18 protein-coding genes are annotated in these 22,211 nt (G+C 47.3%); 3 read left to right on the top strand and 15 right to left on the bottom strand.

Translation table 11 applies throughout. The annotated features are described in order from the left end of the window. Positions 1-71 precede the first annotated feature (71 nt). On the bottom strand, positions 72-980 hold the full coding sequence (locus TW77_RS02470) for a phytanoyl-CoA dioxygenase family protein (protein ID WP_046003395.1): 909 nt from the start codon (positions 978-980) through the stop codon (positions 72-74). A gap of 96 nt (positions 981-1,076) precedes the next feature. Further along, complete coding sequence (locus TW77_RS02465; RefSeq protein WP_046003394.1) at positions 1,077-1,769, bottom strand: aspartate/glutamate racemase family protein; 693 nt, start codon at positions 1,767-1,769, stop codon at positions 1,077-1,079. Positions 1,770-1,993: 224 nt separating this feature from the next. Between TW77_RS02465 and TW77_RS02460 the strand changes: the two genes are divergently transcribed. Beyond that, on the top strand, positions 1,994-3,616 hold the full coding sequence (locus tag TW77_RS02460) for an esterase-like activity of phytase family protein (protein WP_046003393.1): 1,623 nt from the start codon (positions 1,994-1,996) through the stop codon (positions 3,614-3,616). A gap of 83 nt (positions 3,617-3,699) precedes the next feature. Here TW77_RS02460 and ltaE read toward each other — a convergent pair whose 3' ends face one another. The 5 genes from ltaE to TW77_RS24085 all read right to left on the bottom strand — a co-directional run bounded on the left by ltaE (position 3,700) and on the right by TW77_RS24085 (position 10,403). Continuing rightward, positions 3,700-4,707: a low-specificity L-threonine aldolase gene (ltaE, locus tag TW77_RS02455; protein ID WP_046003392.1), complete on the bottom strand. Its 1,008-nt coding sequence runs from the start codon at positions 4,705-4,707 to the stop codon at positions 3,700-3,702. Positions 4,708-4,793: 86 nt separating this feature from the next. Further along, entirely contained in the window at positions 4,794-5,183 is a 390-nt protein-coding gene (locus TW77_RS02450) for a VOC family protein (RefSeq protein ID WP_046003391.1), read from the bottom strand. A 159-nt stretch (positions 5,184-5,342) separates the two neighbouring features. Continuing rightward, complete coding sequence (locus tag TW77_RS02445; RefSeq protein WP_046003390.1) at positions 5,343-8,459, bottom strand: efflux RND transporter permease subunit; 3,117 nt, start codon at positions 8,457-8,459, stop codon at positions 5,343-5,345. Next, a complete protein-coding gene (locus TW77_RS02440; RefSeq protein WP_046003389.1) occupies positions 8,456-9,772 on the bottom strand; it encodes an efflux RND transporter periplasmic adaptor subunit in 1,317 nt (438 codons plus the stop codon). The genes TW77_RS02445 and TW77_RS02440 overlap by 4 nt, the downstream gene beginning before the upstream one ends. Next, the gene (locus TW77_RS24085) at positions 9,762-10,403 is read right to left on the bottom strand and encodes a TetR/AcrR family transcriptional regulator (RefSeq protein WP_052713004.1); all 642 of its coding nucleotides are present in this window, start codon (positions 10,401-10,403) and stop codon (positions 9,762-9,764) included. Before TW77_RS24085 ends, TW77_RS02440 begins: the two co-directional genes overlap by 11 nt. 520 nt (positions 10,404-10,923) lie before the next feature. Between TW77_RS24085 and TW77_RS02430 the strand changes: the two genes are divergently transcribed. Further along, positions 10,924-11,352: a hypothetical protein gene (locus tag TW77_RS02430; protein ID WP_046003388.1), complete on the top strand. Its 429-nt coding sequence runs from the start codon at positions 10,924-10,926 to the stop codon at positions 11,350-11,352. Positions 11,353-11,413: 61 nt separating this feature from the next. On the opposite strand, the gene TW77_RS02425 is transcribed toward TW77_RS02430, so the two are convergent. From TW77_RS02425 to TW77_RS02410, 6 genes are all read right to left on the bottom strand, one after another. Then, positions 11,414-12,529 carry a DUF4124 domain-containing protein gene (locus TW77_RS02425; protein WP_052713003.1) on the bottom strand — a complete coding sequence of 372 codons (1,116 nt, stop codon included), beginning with the start codon at positions 12,527-12,529 and terminating at the stop codon, positions 11,414-11,416. A gap of 74 nt (positions 12,530-12,603) precedes the next feature. After that, positions 12,604-13,368 carry a substrate-binding periplasmic protein gene (locus TW77_RS02420; RefSeq protein WP_046003387.1) on the bottom strand — a complete coding sequence of 255 codons (765 nt, stop codon included), beginning with the start codon at positions 13,366-13,368 and terminating at the stop codon, positions 12,604-12,606. 988 nt (positions 13,369-14,356) lie between these two features. After that, entirely contained in the window at positions 14,357-15,607 is a 1,251-nt protein-coding gene (locus TW77_RS02415) for a hypothetical protein (protein WP_162197934.1), read from the bottom strand. A gap of 240 nt (positions 15,608-15,847) precedes the next feature. Next, a complete protein-coding gene (locus tag TW77_RS25910; RefSeq protein ID WP_275041923.1) occupies positions 15,848-15,979 on the bottom strand; it encodes a hypothetical protein in 132 nt (43 codons plus the stop codon). Between the two features lie 186 nt (positions 15,980-16,165). After that, positions 16,166-16,336, bottom strand: coding sequence for a hypothetical protein (locus tag TW77_RS25045; protein ID WP_156158583.1), 171 nt, complete (start codon positions 16,334-16,336; stop codon positions 16,166-16,168). A gap of 414 nt (positions 16,337-16,750) precedes the next feature. Further along, positions 16,751-17,065 (bottom strand): hypothetical protein, encoded by a 315-nt coding sequence (locus TW77_RS02410; protein WP_046003385.1) that lies wholly within the window; start codon positions 17,063-17,065, stop codon positions 16,751-16,753. A 212-nt stretch (positions 17,066-17,277) separates the two neighbouring features. On the opposite strand from TW77_RS02410, the gene TW77_RS02405 reads away from it, so the two are divergent. Next, a complete protein-coding gene (locus tag TW77_RS02405; RefSeq protein ID WP_046003384.1) occupies positions 17,278-20,448 on the top strand; it encodes a DUF3427 domain-containing protein in 3,171 nt (1,056 codons plus the stop codon). A gap of 12 nt (positions 20,449-20,460) precedes the next feature. Here TW77_RS02405 and TW77_RS02400 read toward each other — a convergent pair whose 3' ends face one another. Next, a complete protein-coding gene (locus TW77_RS02400; protein WP_046003383.1) occupies positions 20,461-21,753 on the bottom strand; it encodes a DUF6575 domain-containing protein in 1,293 nt (430 codons plus the stop codon). Further along, positions 21,750-22,151 carry a hypothetical protein gene (locus tag TW77_RS02395; RefSeq protein WP_046003382.1) on the bottom strand — a complete coding sequence of 134 codons (402 nt, stop codon included), beginning with the start codon at positions 22,149-22,151 and terminating at the stop codon, positions 21,750-21,752. Before TW77_RS02395 ends, TW77_RS02400 begins: the two co-directional genes overlap by 4 nt. Between the last annotated feature and the right edge of the window lie 60 nt (positions 22,152-22,211).

Here is a 22,211-nt window from a genome sequence, read left to right as displayed (position 1 = left end):
TTTCTTGGGTTGAAAGGGGTCACGTTCGCCCTTTCCACCCACATTATTTACCTGACCGACACAGTGCCCGCTCAGCGTAAGTCTGCAGGCGTTGGGTAATCCGGATGCTCAACGTCTCTGTGTGACCAAACAGCCGGGATGGGTGGCTCCCACTTTTCTTTGATCAGGTTCACCAAAGTGGCCAGCTCGTATTGCGGTTCGCCATAAAAAGCCAGCCAATCTGCAGGTACGTCTTTAGGGTCGGCCCTTTTGATGACATGCGCCATCCATTGCTTTCTGAGTTCGGCCCATTGCACGCTTTGTTTACCACTTTCGGCTATCCCTTCGACAGGACGCAGTTCAATATAAATCGTACGCCGCACACCTTCGCTTCTTTTTGGCTCAGAGCTGTGCAGTATCATCATATCCTGCACCAGAATATCGCCCGCTTTTGCTGGCTGCTGAACAACGCCGGGAATTTGCCAGCCATGCTCACTGGAAAGCGTATAGATATCTAAAATTTTGTGCTGGGAGTCGGGAATATACCTTAAACAGCCATCATCAAGATCGGCATCATCCAGATAGACGCCTACATTCAGGTACGGGTAGTTCCTTGGGTGTGGTGCACCATGATGCCAGGCAATGTGCGGATGCGGGTGCGGATATTTGTACACCAGATCAAGCTGCATAGGCACACAGCCAAGGCCCACCATGCTTTCGCATATTGCCAGCATAGTTGGACTGGCGAGCAGCTCTAACACCAATTCAGGATCATCAAAAAAGAGATCATTGTAACGAAACAGCCTGGGCTCTCCCGATTCATTCGACAAATAGTACTGATTGCGCACCGCACCATCTGCCAGCTCTTGTTTTGCCGATGCTTCTAATCTGACCGACAATTCTCTCAGGCGCTGTAACAATTCTTGCGACAACGCGTGTTCAAAGCGCACAAAACCATTTTGCTCGTAAAAGCTCAACTTTTGTTTTTCTATAGAAGCCATAACCAAACCCTCTGTCCTTATATTACCAGTCACTTAGCTTTGCTCATTCTTTTCAATATAGCAATTACGCTCGGTTACGCCAAAGCCTTGTTTTTCCTAAGCGAGCGATGTATTGAGTGCACTTTGTACATGAATAGCGGTGGTGTCATAAAGAGGAATATCAACATCGGCGTCGCCAATAAGTAAGGCGATTTCAGTACAACCCAGAATAACCGCCTCAGCCCCCGACTCTTGCAGCGCTTTGATGATACGTATGTAATCCTGCCGCGCGCTGTCAGTTACCTTGCCAAGGCAAAGTTCCTGATAAATCACATCATGGACACGTTGCTGGCAAGACTCCGCTGGTACACACACTTCCAAGCCAAACTGGTCCGCCAGACGAGTGCGATAGAAAGCCTCTTGCATGGTGAAGCGTGTCCCCAGTAGTCCCACCTTCCTGATCCCGTCTCGTACCAGGGCCTGCCCGGTTGCATCCGCAATATGCAAAAGTGGGATCTCTATCGCCTGGCGTACTTCCTCTGCAACCTTGTGCATCGTGTTGGTACAGATCAGAACAAAGTCTGCCCCAGCCGCTTCAACAGACTGAGCAGCGCGCGCCAAAAGTGCGGCGGCCCCTTGCCAGTCTCCTTCTCGTTGCTGCGCTTCAACTTCAGCAAAATCAACACTGACTAATACGATTTTTGCCGAGTGCAGCCCACCCAGTGCTGCTTTTACTCCCTCGTTCAGCAAACTGTAGTAGCTTAAGGTTGACTCCCAGCTCATGCCGCCTATCAATCCGATGGTTTTCATTGTGTTCACCCTGTTGTATTCGTGCTTACCACACCAGACTCTCACAGCGGGTGGTTAAAGTGCAGCTTTTTGTTACCCAAAATAGTCTATCCATCGATAAGCCGGCAAGTATCTCCCTGTCATCATTTCGTTATTGTACCCGTTTAGATTGACCTTGATTGCTTCCATACTCAATTTGCCAGAGCCCACGGAGCTCTGGCCACACTAATTAAAAGGATAAAACAATGAAATGTGCTACCAAGAGTCTGCTGACATTGTCGGTGATATTTGCCCTAACCGCCTGTGATGGCGACAATGGGAAAGACGGACAAGCGGGAACGAATGGTAAAGATGGCAATCACGGTAGTGCCGGGCAAACTGGCAGCAAAGGCACTGACGGTGCCAACGGGATGACTAGTTTGCTAAACCAGCTCACCTTACCTATGGGCAATGAGCACTGCTATTTTGGTGGCATTGCGCTGCAATCGGGTATTGATAGCAACAGTGATGGCAAACTAAACGAACCAGAAATCAAGCAAACCAATTATGTATGCCAGCCTTCGCCTGTGACAAGCCAGGGCGCTGTGCTACCTTATACAGCCATGCGCAGCGACCTGCAAAATGGGGATATTGCGGGAAGCACCTTTGAAGTGCGCAATGGGGGTTATGGCTCCGACATGGTTGCCCACCCTACCAAAAATACGCAATTCTATGCACTCACCGATCGTGGCCCCAATGCCACCTACACAGGCGATTACGGCAAAGGAAAAAAGTTTCCAACTCCAGACTACACTCCCCGTATCGGCTTATTTGAACTACAAAACAATGGCCAGATAGTTAAACTAAAAGAAATTCTGCTCAAACGTCCCGACGGCACGCCCATCACGGGCTTACCCAATCGCTCTGGCCTCGGTGGCACCGGCGAAACCCCATACGACGCCAACGGCACCCCCATTTTGGTTGATAACACGCAACCTTATGATCCCGTAAATAACCCGCTCAAACTCGACGACTACGGGCTGGACGGTGAAGGTCTGGTTGCCTTGAAAGATGGTACTTTTTGGATCAGTGATGAATATGGCCCACATCTTGTTCATTATGATGCTAACGGTGTTGAACTATCACGTATCAATGCATTTACAGGAGATGACCGGGTCGAACTAAACCTGCCCGCTGAATTTGCCAACCGTCGTGCAAACCGCGGCATGGAAGGCCTGGCCATTACACCGGATGAGAAAACCCTGGTCGGTATTATGCAATCTACTTTGTATAACCCGTCTAAAACCGTTAAAGACTTAGACATAGTTCGTATTGTAACAATTAACCTGGAAACCAGAGCCGTTGGGCAATATTTGTATAAACAGGAAAAAAACCAAAACTCTAACTCAGGGATAGTCGCCCTGTCTGCGACTGAGTTTTTGGTAATTGAGCGCGATGGCGCGTTTTACAACACCACACCAGATGCTATGAAACGCATTTATAAAATCGACCTGAGTGACGCCACTAATCTGGAAGAGGTCGCTTCGTCAGGACAACTGACACAGGATGAAGAGCGGGGTTTATTGCTACAAGATAATACCCTCGAGGAAGTTGTGCTGGAACAAGGCTGGGACGCTTTAAATACCGCAGGCATAGTGCCTGTAAGCAAGTCGCTGGTGCTCGATTTGGTTGAACAAGTGAGCTATCCGCACGATAAACTCGAAGGTATGTGGCTTATTGACTACACCAGGCTTGGCGTACTCAACGATGACGATTTTGCCACCTGGTCTACCAATGGCACACTGGAGCAGAAATATCTGGATGCAGGAAAAACACAAGTGGATGGGAATCGTCTTTACTTGTTTGAGGGGTTAATACTCAACAAGTGATAGACAAACTGAACCCAACAATATGCTGGCTGTTGGGTTCAGAACTTTTTGCTGTTAATGTTAGTCTGCCGACGGGCACGTCATTACAGGCTGTTCAGCGCCTGGATCAGCCTGTCGATATCTGCACGACTCACACCCAGATGCGTAACCAGACGCATTCCCTGATAACCCGGCGTGATCTGGATCCCCTGCTCAATCAAGTCTTTAGCAACCTTATGAATATCAACTTGATTTGCTACATCAACATAAACCAGATTGGTATGTACTGGATAAGCCGAGGTATCAAACCCAGGCAGTTCGTTCAGTCGCTCGGCCAGATAACGCGCATTATCGTGATCTTCACGTAAACGCTCTACGTTATTTTCCAGCGCGTACCTGCCTGCCGCAGCTAATATGCCCGCCTGGCGCATACCACCCCCCAGCATTTTTCTTAATCTGCGGGCCTTGCTGATAAACGCCTTGCTGCCCAGTAACAAAGATCCAATCGGAGCCCCCAACCCTTTAGACAAGCAAATGGTCATAGAATCGAAATGCTGTGCAATGGCCCGGATGTCGACCTCAAGTGCCACTGCTGCGTTATATACCCGGGCACCGTCAAGATGTAGCTGCAGCTTGTGTTGATCGCAAAACGCGCGTGCCTGAGCCAGATAATCCAGGCTCAACACTTTGCCGCCAATGGTGTTTTCCAGGCTTAGCAATTTAGTGTGGGCAAAGTGAAAGTCATCGGGTTTGATATAGGTTGCCAGTTTTTGCAGATCCAGGCTGCCATCCGGCTCGTTTTCTACTGGCTGAGGTTGAACCGACCCCAGTACCGCCGCACCACCGGCTTCATAGCGATAGTTATGGGCGCTTTGTCCGCACAAGTACTCATCACCACGCTCACAATGGGCCAGTATCGCCAATAAATTAGCTTGTGTGCCTGAGCTGACAAACACCGCCGCCTCAAATCCATGGCGCTGCGCCGCAAACTGTTCCAACTGATTGACCGTAGGATCGTCACCATAGACATCATCGCCAACCTCTGCCTCAACCATAGCCTGAAGCATGGGTTTACACGGTTTGGTTACGGTATCGGATCTGAAATCTATCATGGTTGTTTTTCCTTTTACGGCAATAAATTAAAGCGCCAGTAGAAAACATTTTTCACTTTTATACAAGTCTCATACGCTGGCCGGTTTTACTCACCGGCATAACGCTTTTCAACTCGCCATGGTGGATTAAGGCGATTTTCGCCCGCCCAGTATAGCTTGATCTTATTCCCGGATGGGTCGGCTACTATTGCTTCACGCCACAAATAAGGCTCGTCGGTTGGGGCCTGTAACAAAGTGATGCCACGAGACTCTATCATTGCAATCCACTGCTCCAGCGCTTCATGTTCAAAATAAATGGTGGTGTTATGCTGGAGCTCGTCCTCAGACAATAACAGCGAGAAGGTTGCATCGCCATGCGGGCACACAAAACGCGCATAATGGGGCGTTTCCACAATTTGCGTAAAGCCCAGCTTAAGATAAAACTCAACCGCTTCGTCCATATCATTCACACTCAAAGTTACCTGATTTAAGTTCATATTCCTCTCCTTTGTGGTTGTCACAACACTATGTTGCGCTGAAAGAAAGGCAAAGATAAAACCTCAAGATAACTTTAGGTCAATATGTTTTTTAGAAATGTTTTTTATTGATGACGACAGAGCGCCCCTAAACCATTGATTTGGGGGCGCTCAAGCGGACTAGGCTTTGGCCTGTGATTCACTCAGGTGGTGTTGAGCTGCTAGGCCTCTGTCTTCGAGGATCACATATAGGCAGGGCAGGATAAACAGCACCAATAAAGAGGACGCTGCAATGCCAAACAGCAGGCTTACCACCAGGGGCTGTAAGATCTGTGCCTGCAAGCTGGTTTCTAAAAGCAGTGGTAACATGCCAGCCACTGTGGTCGCGGTGGTGATAAAGACTGCCCTGAAGCGCTCCCGCGCCGCCTGCACTGCTGCCTGATGTGCATCCAGTCCTTGCTTTTGATGCTCCTTGATATAAGTCACCAGCAAAATGGAGTCATTCACAACGATCCCGGCTAAGGAGACGAACCCCATCATGCTGGGAATGGTAAAGTCGTAGCCGAGCAGCACGTGCCCCCACAGCGCCCCGATCAGCGCCAGTGGGATGGCCAGCATGACCATTACAGGCTCCATATAGCTTCTGAACTGAAAGCTCAAAATAATGAAGACACCCACCAGCCCCATCAGGAACTTTTTGCCAATCGACGAGCCGGTGCTGCCACCTTCTTTTACTTCCCCTTCATAGCTCACAGACAGCGACGGATATTTGGCCAGTAGTGACGCCACTACGGTTTGGTCAACCGCGGCGATGATCTCACCGGTATTGGCAATGGCCGCGTCAACGTCGCCAATTATGGTTACCGAGCGCTGACCATCAACCCGGTTAATCCGCGCATAGCCCCGCGCGGGGATCAGCTCAGCCACTGCCGACAGCGGGATCTGCCTGCCATCGGCCAGCGTGATCGGGTAATTCTGTAACTGCCACCAGGACGATTTATCTGCTTTTCTCAGCCTGACGTCCAGCTCAATGGTTTCATCACCACGCTGAAACTCATCGGCCTTTTGACCAAAGAAAGCGGTTCTTAGCTGATTGGCGATGGTTGCGCCATCCACGCCCAGCGACATTGCCCCGGGCAGCAGACGCACCAGCCATTCTTCTTTACCCGGACGCAGGTCGTCCATCAGGTTTTGCACCCCATCATATTCAGCCAGCGCCTGCTGAATTTCGAACGATGCACTCGACAACATGGCCAGATCGTCGCCATACAGGCGGATCTCAATGGCGCGCCCGGCAGGCCCCACTGCAGGCTGCTTAAATGCCAGTGCCAAGGCACCGGGAATTTCACCAACCGCTTCGCGCCAGCGGTCCTGTAACAACAGCAAACTGGTATTGCGTGTTTCAGCCGTCAGCAAATCGGCACGTACAGTCGCTACGTGGGTGCCCTCCTCACCGGCATCCTGGTTGCTGTTGTATTCCACAATCACGTTTTGCACCAACGCCTGTTGTTCTGGTTGCTCCGGCGTAAACGCTTCATCTAATTTGTTTAGTTCATTCACGGCTCGAGCAACCAGCAGCTCTGTTTCATACAAAGGCGTGCCCTGTGGCATCAGCAGGCGCATTTCAAGAATATCGCCCTCAAGTTCAGGAAAGGCTTTAAACTTCAAAAAGCCCCCTGCCATCAGAGAAATACTCAGGAAGAACAGCGCAAGTACCCCGCCCACGGCCGCATAACGGTATGTCACTGCGCGTTCCACCCAGTCGACCAACACCTCAGTGCGAAAACGTTCAAAGCGCTGGTTAAACCGGGCCTTAAAACCAGATGCCGGCGCATCCTGTTTTTTATGCAGTGAATGCAACAGATGGTTGGGCAGAATAAGGAAGGCCTCAACCAGGCTCACAACCAGCACGGCCAGCAACATTTGCGGAAATACCTTCATGATCTGGCCAATATCGCCCGCGATAAATGCCAGCCCGACAAACACAGAGGCGGTGGTCAAAAACGACGACAATACGCCAGGCGCAACCTGTTTAACGCCTTTGATCACCCCTTCTTCGATGCCTTCGCCACGCTCAACATGACTGGCAATGCTTTCGGCAATCACAATGGCATCGTCCATCAAAATGCCGATAGCCATTAACATGCCCACCATAGAGATCATATTGATGCTGACACCCAGCACCGTCATCAGCCAGAATGCGCCAAGAAACGAAATAGGCAAACCCATAGATACCCAGAACGAGTAACGCCAGGTAAAAAACAGCCACATGACGGCAAACACCAGTAAAAAGCCCTGCCAGGAGTTAGTCGTAAGCATAGCCAAACGGTCAGAGACAATTTTGGCCTGATCTGAAGTCAGTGCCATCTCAATCCCTACGGGGATCAGCTTGCGTTCCAGTTCAACAAATTCATATACCTGCTCAACCAGGTCCAGTGCATCCTGCGCTTTGGTTTTCTTGATTTTCAGCAAAGCGGCCGGTTTACCATTAAACTCAACTTTTGCCTCGTCCAGTTCAAACCGCTCGGTCACCTGACCTAAGTCTTTAAGCTTAAGTTGCCCGCCCGACTGAGTGCTGGCTATTACCAGCTCGCCCAGCTCTTTGGCCGTGACACCCTGCTGGTCAAAACGAATTTGCAGTGTTTTACCCTGGGTTTCTAAATTACCGGCGGGCAGTTTGATATTTTGTCGCTCAATGTGACTGACCACATCGTTAATCGACAAACCGTACTGGCGCAGTAAAGCCAGAGACAGTTCAACTCTGAGCTGGCGGTCAGAAAAGCCGTGGATCTCTACCAAAGAGATATCCGGCAGCCGCTGCAATTTGCGCTTAACCGACTCAGCATAGTCTTTTAACTCAGCCGCAGGTAAATCGGCACTGATAGCTAACGTGATCAACGACTCAGTGCGACCAAGCTCTTTAATAACCGGGCTTTCGGCCTTGTCCGGAAAGGTGTCGATGGCGTCGACCTCGGTTTTTACATCCGACATCAGCCGGGTAATATCGCCACCTTCTTGTATTTCAACAATCATTTTGGCCATGCTTTCGCGTGCTTCGCAGGTGATCTGCTCAATATCACTGAGTCCGTCCATGGCTTCTTCGAGCGGTACACATAACGCAAGCTCAGATTCTTCCGGGTTGGCACCTGGGTATGGCACGCTCACCTGAATTTGACTTGGTGCGATCTCAGGAAAAGTTTCTCGCTTCAGCTGAGGGAGTGCACTCAGCCCAAGCACAATAATGGCCAGCATCAGCAGGTTGGCCGCTGTCGGATGACGGGCAAAGTATGCAATCATAACGTTTGCTCCTTGGCCACCTGGCTTTGCGCACGTAAGGCGCGCCCGGGCACGGCAGGGATCACATCACTTAGTACAATGACATCGCCTTCGCTAACGCCGCTTTTAATCACAGTCCGGCCATTCGATTCAAATGCAACTTCCACATGACGGATCGCCAGCTTTCCGTCTTCGAGCAAATATAATCTGTCGCCATGAAGTGCATCCGATGGTACTGATAATAACGACAATGACGCACCTTTTACTTTAACCTGGACATACATATCGCTAATCAAAGGAGGGCGTTTACCGGGTTCAAACGCTTTGTAGTCAAATGCCACATCCACAATCAAAGTGACGGTATTGCCTTCGGGGTCGATGCTTTCACCCACGCTGGTTAGTTTGCCCTGCCAGCTAAACTGCTTACTACCAACGTACAAACTGGCTTCGGCGTCCAACTGCCAGGTTTGCACATCCGGATATTCTCCCTGAATCAGCTTAGGTGCAATATACTGTCCAAAATAACGCATATCGCTTAGCGCAACCTGTACAGGGATCTCCATCAAGTCGGTTCTATGTGCTGTAACCAGACTTTCGCGCTCTGCAACTACCTGTTGCATTTCAACATTCACAGCCGCAATTTGGGCATCAAATGGCAAAGTAATCGTAGTTTTTGCTAATTTACGCTCGGCCTCAGTCAGTTTGGCCTGTGCCAGTTTCACTTTGGCCTCAGCAACCGCTATATTGTCGGGGTGCTGATCCACAGCGTTTTTCACATCCAGCACTTTTTGTTCCTGAGCCCAGACATTAGCCTGCTCGGAATCAACGGTAGATACCGACACTGAACCTGATTTAAGCAGACCCTGCTTTCGTTTAAGTTCCTTTTGCAGCACACTCAAGCGCTGCTCTTCCAGTCGTAACGATAACGCCAGCTTTTCGTCGTTAAGCTGAGTACGAGACAATTCAGCCTTAGCAGAATTAAGATCGGAACGGGCCTGTGCCAACTTAAGCTCATAATCAATTGGGTCTATTTTAAGTAACACAGTACCAGCCGTGAGCACTTTACCCTTTTCCAGATTAGGATGGCGGTAAATAACCCGACCCGTCACCTCAGATAGCGCTTGCCAACGCTCCTTTGGTCGTGCCCGGCCAAACCCCGTGACATAAGGCTCAATCAGCTCCTTTTTAACTTCTACTGTTTCGACCAGTAACGCATCTACCCCATTATTATGTTTTTGAGGTGGCTTTTTACCTGATGCCAGGGCAATTAAAATCGCAACGCCCAGCAGAGGAAATACAAGCAGCCAGCGCCTTTGTTGCCAATTAATTTTCATCTTTTACTCGCTCTTTAAAACAACCGTACTTAAACATGTTTGCGTTGTGAGTTGCCATTCTAGACAGCTGTTCATCGTTAAACTCTATGCCCATTTCTGTTGCCATATTCTCACGCATGTACCAAGGAAATATCATCAACCCCATCAGGTTCAATATAAGCAATCGCTCATCCAGCTCTTCTCTGATCAGCCCTTGCTCCTTTAGCTGAGTTAAAATACTCAGGAAAAACGGCTTGCGGGTCCTTTCGATTTTTTCAATCAGATAGTCACGGCAGATCCCCTGCTCCAGCACAATTTCCTTAAACATTAAAATAGGAAATGACGGCGACTGTTTGATCACGTCATAGAAGATGTGAAAGATATCTTCCAGGTCAAATGGCTTATCATCACTAATTGCTTGCTCAATGCCCGCAATAACCTCTCCGGTTACCTCCATAAACATGGCTTTGTACAAGCCTTCTTTATTTTCAAAGTAATAGCGGATCAGCGCAGCATCGACACCAGCCTCTTGCGCCAGCATACGCGTAGTCACCTGAGAATAAGGGGCGGTGGTAAAACAGCGCCTGGCAGCCAGCACCAGCCGTGCTCTGCCATCTTCATCGTTTTTATCGGGACGACCTCGGGATTTCATAATGCTCCTGTTTACACCTGCGCTGACGCTGCGGTTTATATACCACACCAAACGCAGGCGATTAATTCAACACCTGATGAATAAGCTAATTCTAGGGCACAGATAATTTTTGACCACAGAAACAATTCTTCAAGTCAGGGGCGTTTGATGAATTGCCAGGGTTGGAGTGGCGAGAAAAGCTGCCTGACATGTTGTTAGCGAGCAGATCCCGTAGTTGAGCGCTGAAACGACCAGTACATACCCAAAACAGTCACCCGACAATGCGGATCACCAGTTCAAAAAAGAAACATTTTGATAACTTAAACCCCGTTCAACCTGATAAAACCAAGCTGGGTAGTAAGTTTCCCGTTAAAAAAGTTACAAATGATGAACACATTAATATTCAACTGGGCTATTATTTAACACCATAACAACAGTTGCACGCACTTACTTCAATCACAGTGAAATGAAAGTGAGCATAGCGTAAGTCGTAACCTCAAAAGCTAACTTATTGAATAACAAGACTTGAAGGAGCCAAGACATGTTTGAACAGTTTAAATCATGGGCAACGTCAGCCCATAAGTCAGGCACAGACATGTTTACGTCAAACCTAGTGCCATTGAGCGATGTCCAGATCAAAACTGTGTTTAACCAGGGGGTGCACGACATTGCTAAGTACTCGCGCAATGGCCGCTCAGTGTACATAAAGCATGTGTATCTTAATCGTCTTAACGAGACGGTAAAGCCCAATATCAGTGCCAACGATATCGACTTCTTTCGTTCATTAGACCAGATTTTTCAATATTGCTATGTGCTGGTTTATGTCAAATGCAGTCGTTCTAATAAATACGATACCGCATTCTTCCTTGATGATTACGAAGCAATACAGGGGATCAGCAAAAGCGAAGCCATGCAGCGCCAGACCGATCTCACCTCCATCGCCAGGATCATCAGAAGCGAACTACTCTGACGCCCTGCCGCCTGGCCTCGGGGTTACAGTCTAAAACAGTAAAACGCACTTAACATTCCCCCTAAAACCGGTGCTCAGTAAGTTTCTGCCGCGTTATCTGGGCATAGCTATTAGTAAACCGGCTCTCTCGCGTTTCAAAAATTGACTGAACCTGAGCAAATCCAAGTAGATCACATGGGTTTTTCTGCTCGAGACGCATATAGTGCTTTAATTGCGCTCGGCCATGCTGTGAGCTCATAAGGTAGTAAACAAATCCCCAGCTACTCCTGTATATCAGGCTCTGAGACTTGCCTTTCCATGAGCCAGCGGCTTCAAACAAGCCATCAGGGTGCACCAAGCTGCCAACCAGATAGTTATTACGAACCCAGGCGCCATTTGGCTTGAGCTGGCTCAGATTCATAGACGTTTCGATATACTCAAAATACTCCGCAGCCCCTTCATTAAACCAACGCGGCGTATTGCCAAGTACCGCCTGATTAATCGCGTGTACCGCTTCATGAATAGCAGTGCGCATAGCTTGCGCCTCGTTGCGATACTCAACCACCGCAATGTTATGGGCTGCTTTGTAAATCCCCTGATTGCCTGCGGCACTGGAGCCGAGCACCTCGAGCATCTTGCGATAAGCGCGGCGATTATTTGCAATCACTATACGCAACTTAACCTTGCGCATAGCTTCCAACCCAACAATCCCAGTGTAAGTACGAAACACCGCGTTCAATCGGGCCTCCAGACGATTGCGAAAGTCATGGCTTAGGGCGCCATAATCGAGCTCAAGATCAAAATAGTCCAACGCCTGATTAGACTTAAACTGGTATTCAGTCGCACCTTGTTGTGGTGGTCTGTCGCCAAAATGAGTGATGCCTCTGTCATCCTGCCAGGTGTAAATCCCATCAGCACTTTGAATTTTTACCTTGCCCAGCGCCGCACCATTGCACCGATACTGGATTGGGACGCCACAGGCTGCATGTTCTGTGTGATCTGAATCCGGCTCAGCTGAATGATGTGCGGTTCTTGACCCAAGGCTATGAAGCTCTGCATTGCTGGCTCCTGACTGCTCGGTTGCTTGAGGGGTGGCCAGTAATCGGGTCTCCAGCCACCTAGCAAGGGCTTCCCGATTCAGGTAAAGGGCTAACAATACGAGCCCGGTCAGTAACAGGTTTGCTTTCCAGTCTCTCATGCTCCGTCTCCTTGGCAACTGAGGTATCTTGGGTGATGCCTCATATCATACCAACAATTTGCACAAAATTCGTATTACTCCTTTTGCTCTGCGCTTTGCCAGTATTCTCTTATTTGCTGGTAGCGACCCGTCTGGATCAGTTTGGTCAGGCTGGTGTTAAACGCGTCTCTGAGCTGCGCATCTTTGAATGCAACATAAAACCACAGCGGGTTATTTTCGAAGGGCAGCAGCACCTTGCCCCATTGGTTATTGATGTATACTGAGGATGACCGGTTAAGTTCAGACAGGTGCCAGCGCAGCAGCGTGTCGTCAATCAGGATCACATCACACTTACCATTGAGCCACTCAATTACCTGGTTTCGTTGCTGGGGAAATTCCAGATAATCTTCTTTTCCCGCTACGATTTCGCTGAGCTCCAGATGCTCAGACGCGTTCTGCCACGCGCAGATACTGTGCCTGGCAAGCTCCTGCATAGAGTTCAGTACAAATCCGGGATTGCGGCTGTGGATGGCATAATTGCTGTAGGAAATAAAAGGAATGGAGTAATGTAAACCGGGCTGAGCACGTGACATTTCTACCGCAACATCTATCTCGCCCCGTTCAAGTAACCGCTCCATGCGCTTGATGGAGACAAAGAGTGTTTTGTATTGCCAGCCCAGCTCCCCGGCAGTTTCCTTAAATAGCTCTACACTGATCCCAGAGCCACTGCGTTCATCCACATAGGGCGGGCGGCTAAGGCCAAACGCGACCACTAACTCCTTTGCCCACACCGCATGACTAACCAGCACCATATAAGATGTGATAACCAAAGCAATCAATGGCTTAAAACGTTTACCCATGCAACAGCCATACCTTGTTACAGCCCGACCCAAATTTGAGTCTAGCATATAATTTACCGGCGCTCGGTTATCCGGCAGTCACATGGTTGGCTGAAACTCTGTAAATACAGCCGAGAATAATGAGAACCTTAAGACGTGGCTGTATTAGAAGATCCCGGCATCCCGTGCGCCAACACGGGAGCTGCTTACCGGCAGCTCAGTGGCTAAGACAAAGCAAAACCTGCAAAAGCCACACGGTCATCCCGTGAACCAACACGAGAGCTACTTACCGGCAGCTCTGTGGCTAAGTTAATGCACAACCAGCAAAGCCACGCCGTCATCCCGTGCACCGACATGGGATCTACTTACTGGCAGCTCTATGGCTAAGTTAATACACAATCAGTAAAAGCCACACCGTCATCCCGTGCACCAACACGGGTTCTGCTCACAGGCAGCTCAGTGGCTAAGATAAAGCACAACCAGCAAAACCAACGAAGTCATCCCGTGCACCGACACGGGATCTGTTTACAGGCAGCTCTTTGGCTAAGATAAAGCACAACCAGCAAAACCAACGAAGTCATCCCGTGCACCGACACGGGATCTGTTTACAGGCAGCACTGTCGCTAAGTTAAAGCACACTAGCACCACCACACCGTCATCCCGTGCGCCAACTCAGGATCAGCTTACCGGCAGCTCAGTGGCTATATAAAGGCTTTAAAAAACAAAGAAAACTAAGGTAGGTTATTGGAGTCTTCGCGCCAGTCGTAGTTGCGGGCATCATACAAGCCCGCATAAGGGTCTTTGCGCACATGCCCCATGGTCAATGAGCCTTCTTCAAGCATTTTGAGTATAGGATTGCCTTTTCAAGTGGGCCTTTTACACAAGGGCCCCACACCATTTTTTTGTCTTCAACATACTCAAAAGGTTGATCGGCCCAGCGCTTTGGCTTTGGTTTCGACCTTCTGGTGAACAATCTAACAAGCCGAGCTATCATGATTGATAAAGCCCGTTACTTCTGGCGTAACCAGAACAAGCTGCCTTCAACACTCAGCCAGGCTTTTTTGCCACCCGCCTCTAGGTAAAAATCTACCTCTTCTTCGCTGCCAGGTGAGTACGAATCATGACAAGGTTTAGTTCGTTTCTGGCCGGTTGCAACTTTCAAAAAGTGGCTGTTGTGCTCTTTAAGGGCTCTTTTGGCTTCGCGACTGTGGGCTGTGTCGCCCTCGGTGGCATACGACATAAGTGCATGTGCGGCCTGTGTAAAGGTGGAGCATTCGCTAAGCTGCCCCAAACAATCTCTGAGCTGTGCCCAATCCTGCATCACAATAAAACAGTTCAGCAATAAATACCGGTTGCCCTGATTGTCGTTGGGGTTTAGCCGCAACAGATCCTGAAGCTCTTCAACCGCTTTTTCTGGCTTGCCGTAACACAGGTTAAGTTGTGCCCGCTTGGCGCGAAGCATCATGTATGGCCGAGTCTCGTGCATTTTCCAGAAAACCCCCATGTTCTCTGTGACATACTCGGGGGTGATCATGTTTTCTTCAAACCGCATAACCAGGCGGTCGTAATCTGCAATCGCCTCTTCATCGTCACGGTCTAAGACCTCTTCGAGCATCTCATTGAAAGCTTCGTGCGCCTGCTCCAGCATTTCTTCGTCGGTAATGCCATACTCGCCGAGCACTTCAACCATATCATCGGCAAAACGCATTGCATAAGCGGTATTGGCCACATAAGTTGGGATCATACGACGCTGCTTAAGCAGCACTTTGCCAAAGTCCTGGCCCTCGTCGTCAAACTCCCGCCGGGCCTGCTCATAGCTGGTAAAACCGCGTAAAATCTCTTTCAGCCACTGTAGCTGCTGGCGCTGCTCCGCATTGATATGCTCTGTATTGATCCAGGTAAGCGCGCGCAACATGCCCATGCAATACAAAGACAGTGGCTTATCGGCGCCCAGGCTTTCTTCAGGAGCGGTTTTAGATAGCGCACATTGCTTAGGTAAGGCATTTTCGTCGCGGATCATTTTGCGAAAGCAGATGGTATGAAAATCCATCACCGCTTCTAACTGCTTGGCATGCTCAAGCGTGTAGTGACCAAATAAGTGCTCAAGCCATTCGCTTGGCAAAGGGGGCTGCAACGCAACACCCAGCCCCATTAAATATCCTTCAATGTAAAGAATATCTGGCTGGAGCTCACTATTTGCCGACAAGGCTTTTACAGCTTTTTTAATCAACTGAATAGACATAGAAATTTGTTTTTGCATGAGTTTAGAGTGTTATACCGTCCAGCAGCGCGAAGGTAAAGGCATTAACCATTAAATAACAGCTGTTATACAAAAAAAACGGTTGTTCGCTCATTAAATGCGCACTTATACAGCGTTACGGATGGCTAGCCTTGTATAATCACCAAAGTAATAAAACATAAAAAAAGCAATGCCACACAGGGAGCCTGACATTGCTAAAAGGGCCATCTGACTATCCAGATGGTTCACATGAGACAGGAGTTAACAGACACCTGTTTTCAGCATGGTGTACATTGAGCTGGCCAGGCCACCCGCAACTAGCTTGGTCGCGGTACTGCCCAGCTCAGAGTCATCCAGTTTTTTGATCACTTTTTTATTCAATTTAATCTTCATCAGGTCCCCTCCTAACTTTTATTCTTCCAATAACGCTACTCATCAATTACGGCAGCCTTTTCAGCCAAGCTAGTTGCATCGAAACACAACTCTGTTGCCTGACATAATTTAAATCGTTCACTTTACCGACAAACAAAAACAACGCTGTCATTTATGACAATGCTCGTGCGGTCATAGCCAATTTTATTAGCAGTAGCGCTGCGATGTAGCTGGCGTATAACAAGGTCCGTTATAGCTGTTAGAGCCACCACCCGTGCCACCGGCCACTTGATTGGTCAGCAACTTAGTCAATGCAGCGTTATCCAGATTTTTAATAATTTTCTTGTTCAGGCTCAGTGTCATTTTTTTAGTTTGCATTGCTTTTCCTTGTCAATGTAATGAATATATTCATGCTCATGCGCAAAATATATGTGCTTGCTCTTTGCGTGTAACCTGCCAGCTGCGGCCTGTTTAAAACACCAGGCTTTCACAACCCAGTGCCAAAGCAATTACAGACGGTTACAATATAACCACATAAAGGGTACGCAACAAAGCCTGGTGATATTAGATTATAGTCTTATAGCCCTTCGCATTAAGGCTCGTAATACGCGATGGGCAAGATGCGCCAAAGTAAGGCAATACATGCAAATGGGGGTTTAGGCCTAAGCAATCCAAAACAGACAGAAACAACGACCGGTAAAAAACAAAAAAGGCCGCGAATGCGGCCAATGCTCACTTAAAATGCGTTTATTAAAATTAGATGGCCAAAAACCCCCATCTAAAACGCAAATATTAGTAGTTTACGCAAGTCACTGATTCAAGCAGTGCATAACACTGATTTTTTGAGCCGCTGTCTTTTTGCACCCACTTAGTGCCACCGGCATAACGAGCAAACGTAGACTCGTCTTCACCACACTTAATGGTAAAACGCACCGCATCGTCAAACCCATTAATATGACAGTAGCCATACGCATTGTAAGCACTTGCCCATACATCCAGCTTTACCGTGCTGTTCGCATACACGCTTACATTGTGCAGCACCACTTCGCCAGCCACAGAAGAAAACGCACACGTACTCAATGCCGCAGCAATAATCAGCTTTTTCATTTCTTAATCCTTTTACTTATTTTTAGTGTTTAGTTGATGGGCAATTTGCTACCCACATTGATGGTAAAATGAACTGATTTAAATTTTGCTGCATAAATATGAATAAAGAGTTACTGAAATTGCGTTCAAAACAAGCCCAAGCTCTTTATCCAACTACATAAAGCCTTTAAACTAGCTGGGTTTCAAGCACATAAAAATAATAAGGATAACCCGTGCAGCAGTTTGGCATTTACGAACAATTGATCACTCAGGTGGTAGAGCAGCAACTTGACCGAGAACGCTTTTATGTCGGCGAACGTCAGTTAGAAAACGGTGAAGCGGCCATCTGGTTATCACGTTTTATGTCAAAGCTGATGCAACTTGCTATCGACAGCATCCCCACAGGTGAAAAAAACCGCTTGGAGCAACAGATCCAACTTGCTAATAAGTTTGTTTTTTGGCTTAAAGATCAACTAAGTGAAGCGCACTGTATTGAGGAGAACTTAGTTGATACAAAGGGGAAAATACTCACGGCACTGTTCGATAGACGCAACCCCTTAGCAGCAGACTTGGAACAATATAGCGATGCCATATTTCCTCAAACAGGACTGACACAAAGTGAGTTATTCTCTGGCGCCAATGCCGGTTTATCTTTAGAAAGCGAGCTAAAGCGAGAAATACAATCAGCAGACACAATATACTGGCTAGTCTCTTTTATACGCTGGACAGGGATCCGCATATTCAAAGATGTATTACATGACTTCACCCGTAGCGGCAAACAGCTAAAGATCATTACCACCTCATATATGGGCGCAACAGATCAGCGCGCAATCGACTTTCTGGCAGCTTTACCGAACACCGAAGTTAAAATCAGCTATAACACACGCCAGGAAAGGCTTCACGCCAAGTCTTATTTATTTTTGCGTAACAACGGTTTTCATACGGGGTATATTGGTTCATCTAACCTCTCTTACTCAGCGCTGTCAAACGGGCTTGAGTGGAACCTGAAGATCACCAATCAGGAAATTCCGCATGTAATTAAAAAGTCACTCAGCACGTTTGAAACCTACTGGGAATCCGGCGAATTTGAGTTATATACAGGTCAGGAAACCTGCAAGCAAAAGCTCAAAACAGCCCTGTCGGGCAACAAAGATCAGATCAGTGATACCAGCAGCCACTATTATTTTGACTTGGCACCTAAGCCCCACCAGCGCACCATACTTGATAAACTCAGCGCAGAGCGAATGCTTCACAACCGCACTAAAAACCTGGTAGTGGCAGCAACCGGCACTGGTAAAACACTAATTTCCGCGTTCGACTTCCAGCGATTTATTAAAGACAAACCGAATGCCAACATACTCTTTGTGGCGCATCGCGAAGAAATATTAAAACAAGCCCGAGGCGCCTTCAGAGCCGTTTTAAAAGACAACCAATTTGGCGAGCTATGGGTCGGCAACCACAAGCCAGATAGCTATCGACAGCTGTTTGCGTCAGTCCAAACACTCAACAACCAGCTTGATTCATTAAACCTGACAGCCGATTACTTTGACTACATCGTTATCGACGAAGTGCATCATATTACGGCACGTAGCTATCGCGATATTTTAGCGCACTTTAAACCGCATATATTGCTGGGACTCACAGCCACACCAGAGCGACAAGATGGTGGCAATATACTCAATGATTTTGGTGGAGTAATTGCAGCAGAACTACGATTGCCAGAGGCCATAAACCAACGACATTTATGCCCTTTTCATTACTTTGCGGTGGATGATGACACTGACTTGCGCACCATTCCCTGGAAACAAGGCCGTTATGAAATAGCCGCACTTACACAGCTTTATACGTATAACGACCAAAGAGCACGTAAGATTATCGCCAATATGCAGGATATCCTCGTCGATGTGCACAAAATCAAAGCGCTGGCGTTTTGTGTAAGTAAAGTTCACGCCGATTTTATGGCAAAGCAATTCAATTTAAACGGCATAAATGCAAATGTTTTAACCAGCGATAACACCAAAGAAAGACACACAATGCAAACCGCTTTGAGAAAAGGCGACATCAATATTTTGTGTGTGGTCGATATTTTTAATGAGGGTGTCGATATTCCAGAAGTTGATACGTTGCTGTTCCTGCGTCCAACAGAAAGTCTCACGCTGTTTTTACAACAACTGGGACGGGGTTTACGCCTTAGTAATAATGAAAAAGAATGTTGCACCGTGCTCGATTTTTTCGGCAATGCCAGGCCAGAGTACGATTTTGCAGCCAAGTTCAGAGCCTTAATTGGTAAAACAAACACGGCAATTGGGCATGAGATTAAAGGCGGATTTCCGCATTTACCGCTCGGTTGTCGCATTGAACTACAAAAACAAAGCAAAGAAGTTATCCTCGATAATATTCGTAAGGCAACGAATGACTTAAACAGGCTCAGAGCTTTAGTTAATCGCTTTACACAAGACACCGACCTGCCATTAACCCTGGCCAATTTCCTAAAAGTAAACCCCAGCGTCACGCTTGAAGACCTCTATAAGCCAACACAATCTGGAGTCAGCCGGTGGCATAGCCTTACTCAACCTGAACTGGTCGAGCGTGAGTTATCGCTTATTAAGGCTTATAACCGGGCAATCAGTACCCAACTGCTGGCGTGTAACTCACTGACCTATCTGAGCTTTTTGCTTGCTTTGTGCGACAATCACTTTGATATGTCGCAAATCACTCAGTTTGATAGCAAAACAAAAGATGCGATGGCTATGATGGCATTTTACAACTTTTGGGAAACGCCACAGAATCAGGCAAACTCAAAGTCTGTGGCCGAGAGCCTCCAAGCGTTGGCCTACCCCGTTCTAACAACCGAGTTAAGAGACGTTTTGTCTATTTTGCTCAATCGTATCGAACACATAGAACAGCCATTGTCATCTTTACCAAACAAGGCATTGCAACTACACAGCCGGTATACCCGCGAGCAGATCTTTGCGGCCTTGGGCGAACACACCTTTGAAAAACGTTCATCAGCAAGGGAAGGCGTGAAAGAGTTTAAGTCTCTGAATATTGAAATCTTGTTTGTCACTTTAAATAAGTGCGAAAAAGTTTACTCACCCACCACTCTGTATAACGATTACGCTATCAGCCCTACCCTTTTCCACTGGCAAAGCCAGAACACCGCCCGCCCGGAGCGCGGTAAGGGATTGAGTTATATCGAGCACAAACAAAAAGGAAAACGGCTATTTTTGTTTGTTCGCGAACAGAACACCGACGAAAACGGCAGAACCATGGGGTTTGTCAATTTCGGGGAGGTTAGCTACGTTCAGCATCAAGGCAGCCAACCCATGGATATCACCTGGAAATTACACCACCCCATGCCGAATGATATCTGGCATGAGGCGGGGAAATTGGCGATGGGGTGAACGACTAACGAGTCACTCTCCATAATCACGCTTATATGGCTGAAGGTCTTTCAGCCAAGTGGAAAGAGTATTTGCTCTTCTAACAGCAGTACTCCTTTTCAATCCCCGAACGCATTGTGAAATGAACAACTTAGAAGAAGAAGGATCAAGGTCAGAAATACTATTGACTCCAGCCCATTGCATCCAAGACCAACCGAACTCTGTACTTTCAAACCTATCATATAGGTATTGATACTTTGCAGCTTTCCCTTCTAACAAACAAACAAACTTCCCAGCAGCGGTTAGAGAATGATTTTTATTCATCAATCCTAAGCATATTGCTGCAGTAAAATGATAATCTAACTGCCTCTGTGAACTTATTCCATCAATACATTCGTAGGTAATATGTTCGCCTTTTTCTTTTTTAGATAAAACCTCTAATACTCTTTGAAGATTGTTGGCTTGGGGAATTTTACTTGAGTCAACAAAGGTTAGGTTGCTATTAGCTAGAGTCTGAATTAAGTCATTCAACCCGCTTCTACCAAACTCAAAAGGCTCAGCTAAAAACTCACTAGTCTTAGGCGAAAGTGTTAAAACAATATAATTATCCCTAATTATTTCTGATAGTTCTTGCAAGCGATAAGGATCTAAATTCAATTGATGCAGTTCCTGCTCGAGGTTTGTAGATTCAGAAACCAATCGTTTTATTTTTTCAACAGCCATGCAAGCAGCTTGGTTGTGAGAAGTTTTCAAACTTACTTCAAAAGACCCAAAGCTTGCCTCAAGAGGATAAACACTGGCTGATTTTTTGCCAATAATATCCTGCATTAGCTCTTCTAACATTACGCTGAAGGAGTCCATAATTCTAGTAACGACAGAACGCTCTGGTGCTACATGTTTTTTGGACTTTTTGCTTATTCTCAGCTTAAAGCCCCACTCTGATTCAGGCATGTGGCATGTTATCAACTCTGGATCGATGAGCATTCCATCAGGGGGGATAGATAGAGTGTAATCTCTTTGCAATATGCTGACTTCCGTTGTCCCTTCTTCATAATAGATTTTGATATCAAAAACTTGTTTATTTTCAGGGTTAACATACGCACTTCTCACACACCTGGCCTGACGGGTAAGTTCATCGAGCCTTTCTGATGTGACTAGTACATATAGCCACCGGCTATAATCTTCATAGTCACCGCCCCAGTAAGCCAGAAAAAACTGGCCAAATTGATTTTTAAGTGAAAAGCATTTAGGCCCCATGAAGTCATCGTAGACCTCGAACACCTTTAGCTTTCCCAAAAAAGTATCTTTAGGTAGTAAATGGGTCATGTTACTTCCTTGCATTCGCACTTAGACGGACATTGTCCTACTTGCTTCCAGAGACTAATATGGTTTTTTGAGGGTTGATCAACAACCATCATACCCAGATCTGCTTTGAAGTTAACCTCTGCGATTAACTTACTTCCAAACTGTTCAGGGGAAGGGTACCTATCAATAATTTTCTGAACGGCGTGTTTTGAGTCCCAAAATGATACACCATACGCAAATTTTTTATACTCCTTTGAAGGAGAAAATCCCTTGTTCTCATCCCGATACATTTGAAAGTCTTCACTTGAAGGAGGAAAACTGTTAACTAACCTATATGCAACTCCCATTGCTGGAACAGCGCTATCACACGGAACATTTTCAGGGAAATACTCAGGCCAATGATAATCATTGCTTTGCATCAAATTCAATCCTTAACTTCACAATGTATTTCAACTAAACAACCTTGCCAGCAACAAGGC

The sequence above is a fragment of the Pseudoalteromonas rubra genome (genome assembly GCF_000967655.1).
Classification (GTDB): domain Bacteria; phylum Pseudomonadota; class Gammaproteobacteria; order Enterobacterales; family Alteromonadaceae; genus Pseudoalteromonas; species Pseudoalteromonas rubra_A.
Note: the sequence above shows the minus strand (reverse complement) of the source record. Positions and strands in the feature narration are given on the sequence as shown.

What these genes read in the sequence shown, in the direction of transcription:
- TW77_RS02470 (WP_046003395.1), bottom strand. Translation starts at nt 980, where the DNA reads ATGGCTTCTATAGAAAAACAAAAGTTGAGCTTTTACGAGCAAAATGGT.
- TW77_RS02465 (WP_046003394.1), bottom strand. Translation starts at nt 1,769, where the DNA reads ATGAAAACCATCGGATTGATAGGCGGCATGAGCTGGGAGTCAACCTTA.
- TW77_RS02460 (WP_046003393.1), top strand. Translation starts at nt 1,994, where the DNA reads ATGAAATGTGCTACCAAGAGTCTGCTGACATTGTCGGTGATATTTGCC.
- ltaE (WP_046003392.1), bottom strand. Translation starts at nt 4,707, where the DNA reads ATGATAGATTTCAGATCCGATACCGTAACCAAACCGTGTAAACCCATG.
- TW77_RS02450 (WP_046003391.1), bottom strand. Translation starts at nt 5,183, where the DNA reads ATGAACTTAAATCAGGTAACTTTGAGTGTGAATGATATGGACGAAGCG.
- TW77_RS02445 (WP_046003390.1), bottom strand. Translation starts at nt 8,459, where the DNA reads ATGATTGCATACTTTGCCCGTCATCCGACAGCGGCCAACCTGCTGATG.
- TW77_RS02440 (WP_046003389.1), bottom strand. Translation starts at nt 9,772, where the DNA reads ATGAAAATTAATTGGCAACAAAGGCGCTGGCTGCTTGTATTTCCTCTG.
- TW77_RS24085 (WP_052713004.1), bottom strand. Translation starts at nt 10,403, where the DNA reads ATGAAATCCCGAGGTCGTCCCGATAAAAACGATGAAGATGGCAGAGCA.
- TW77_RS02430 (WP_046003388.1), top strand. Translation starts at nt 10,924, where the DNA reads ATGTTTGAACAGTTTAAATCATGGGCAACGTCAGCCCATAAGTCAGGC.
- TW77_RS02425 (WP_052713003.1), bottom strand. Translation starts at nt 12,529, where the DNA reads ATGAGAGACTGGAAAGCAAACCTGTTACTGACCGGGCTCGTATTGTTA.
- TW77_RS02420 (WP_046003387.1), bottom strand. Translation starts at nt 13,368, where the DNA reads ATGGGTAAACGTTTTAAGCCATTGATTGCTTTGGTTATCACATCTTAT.
- TW77_RS02415 (WP_162197934.1), bottom strand. Translation starts at nt 15,607, where the DNA reads ATGCAAAAACAAATTTCTATGTCTATTCAGTTGATTAAAAAAGCTGTA.
- TW77_RS25910 (WP_275041923.1), bottom strand. Translation starts at nt 15,979, where the DNA reads ATGAAGATTAAATTGAATAAAAAAGTGATCAAAAAACTGGATGACTCT.
- TW77_RS25045 (WP_156158583.1), bottom strand. Translation starts at nt 16,336, where the DNA reads ATGCAAACTAAAAAAATGACACTGAGCCTGAACAAGAAAATTATTAAA.
- TW77_RS02410 (WP_046003385.1), bottom strand. Translation starts at nt 17,065, where the DNA reads ATGAAAAAGCTGATTATTGCTGCGGCATTGAGTACGTGTGCGTTTTCT.
- TW77_RS02400 (WP_046003383.1), bottom strand. Translation starts at nt 21,753, where the DNA reads ATGACCCATTTACTACCTAAAGATACTTTTTTGGGAAAGCTAAAGGTG.
- TW77_RS02395 (WP_046003382.1), bottom strand. Translation starts at nt 22,151, where the DNA reads ATGCAAAGCAATGATTATCATTGGCCTGAGTATTTCCCTGAAAATGTT.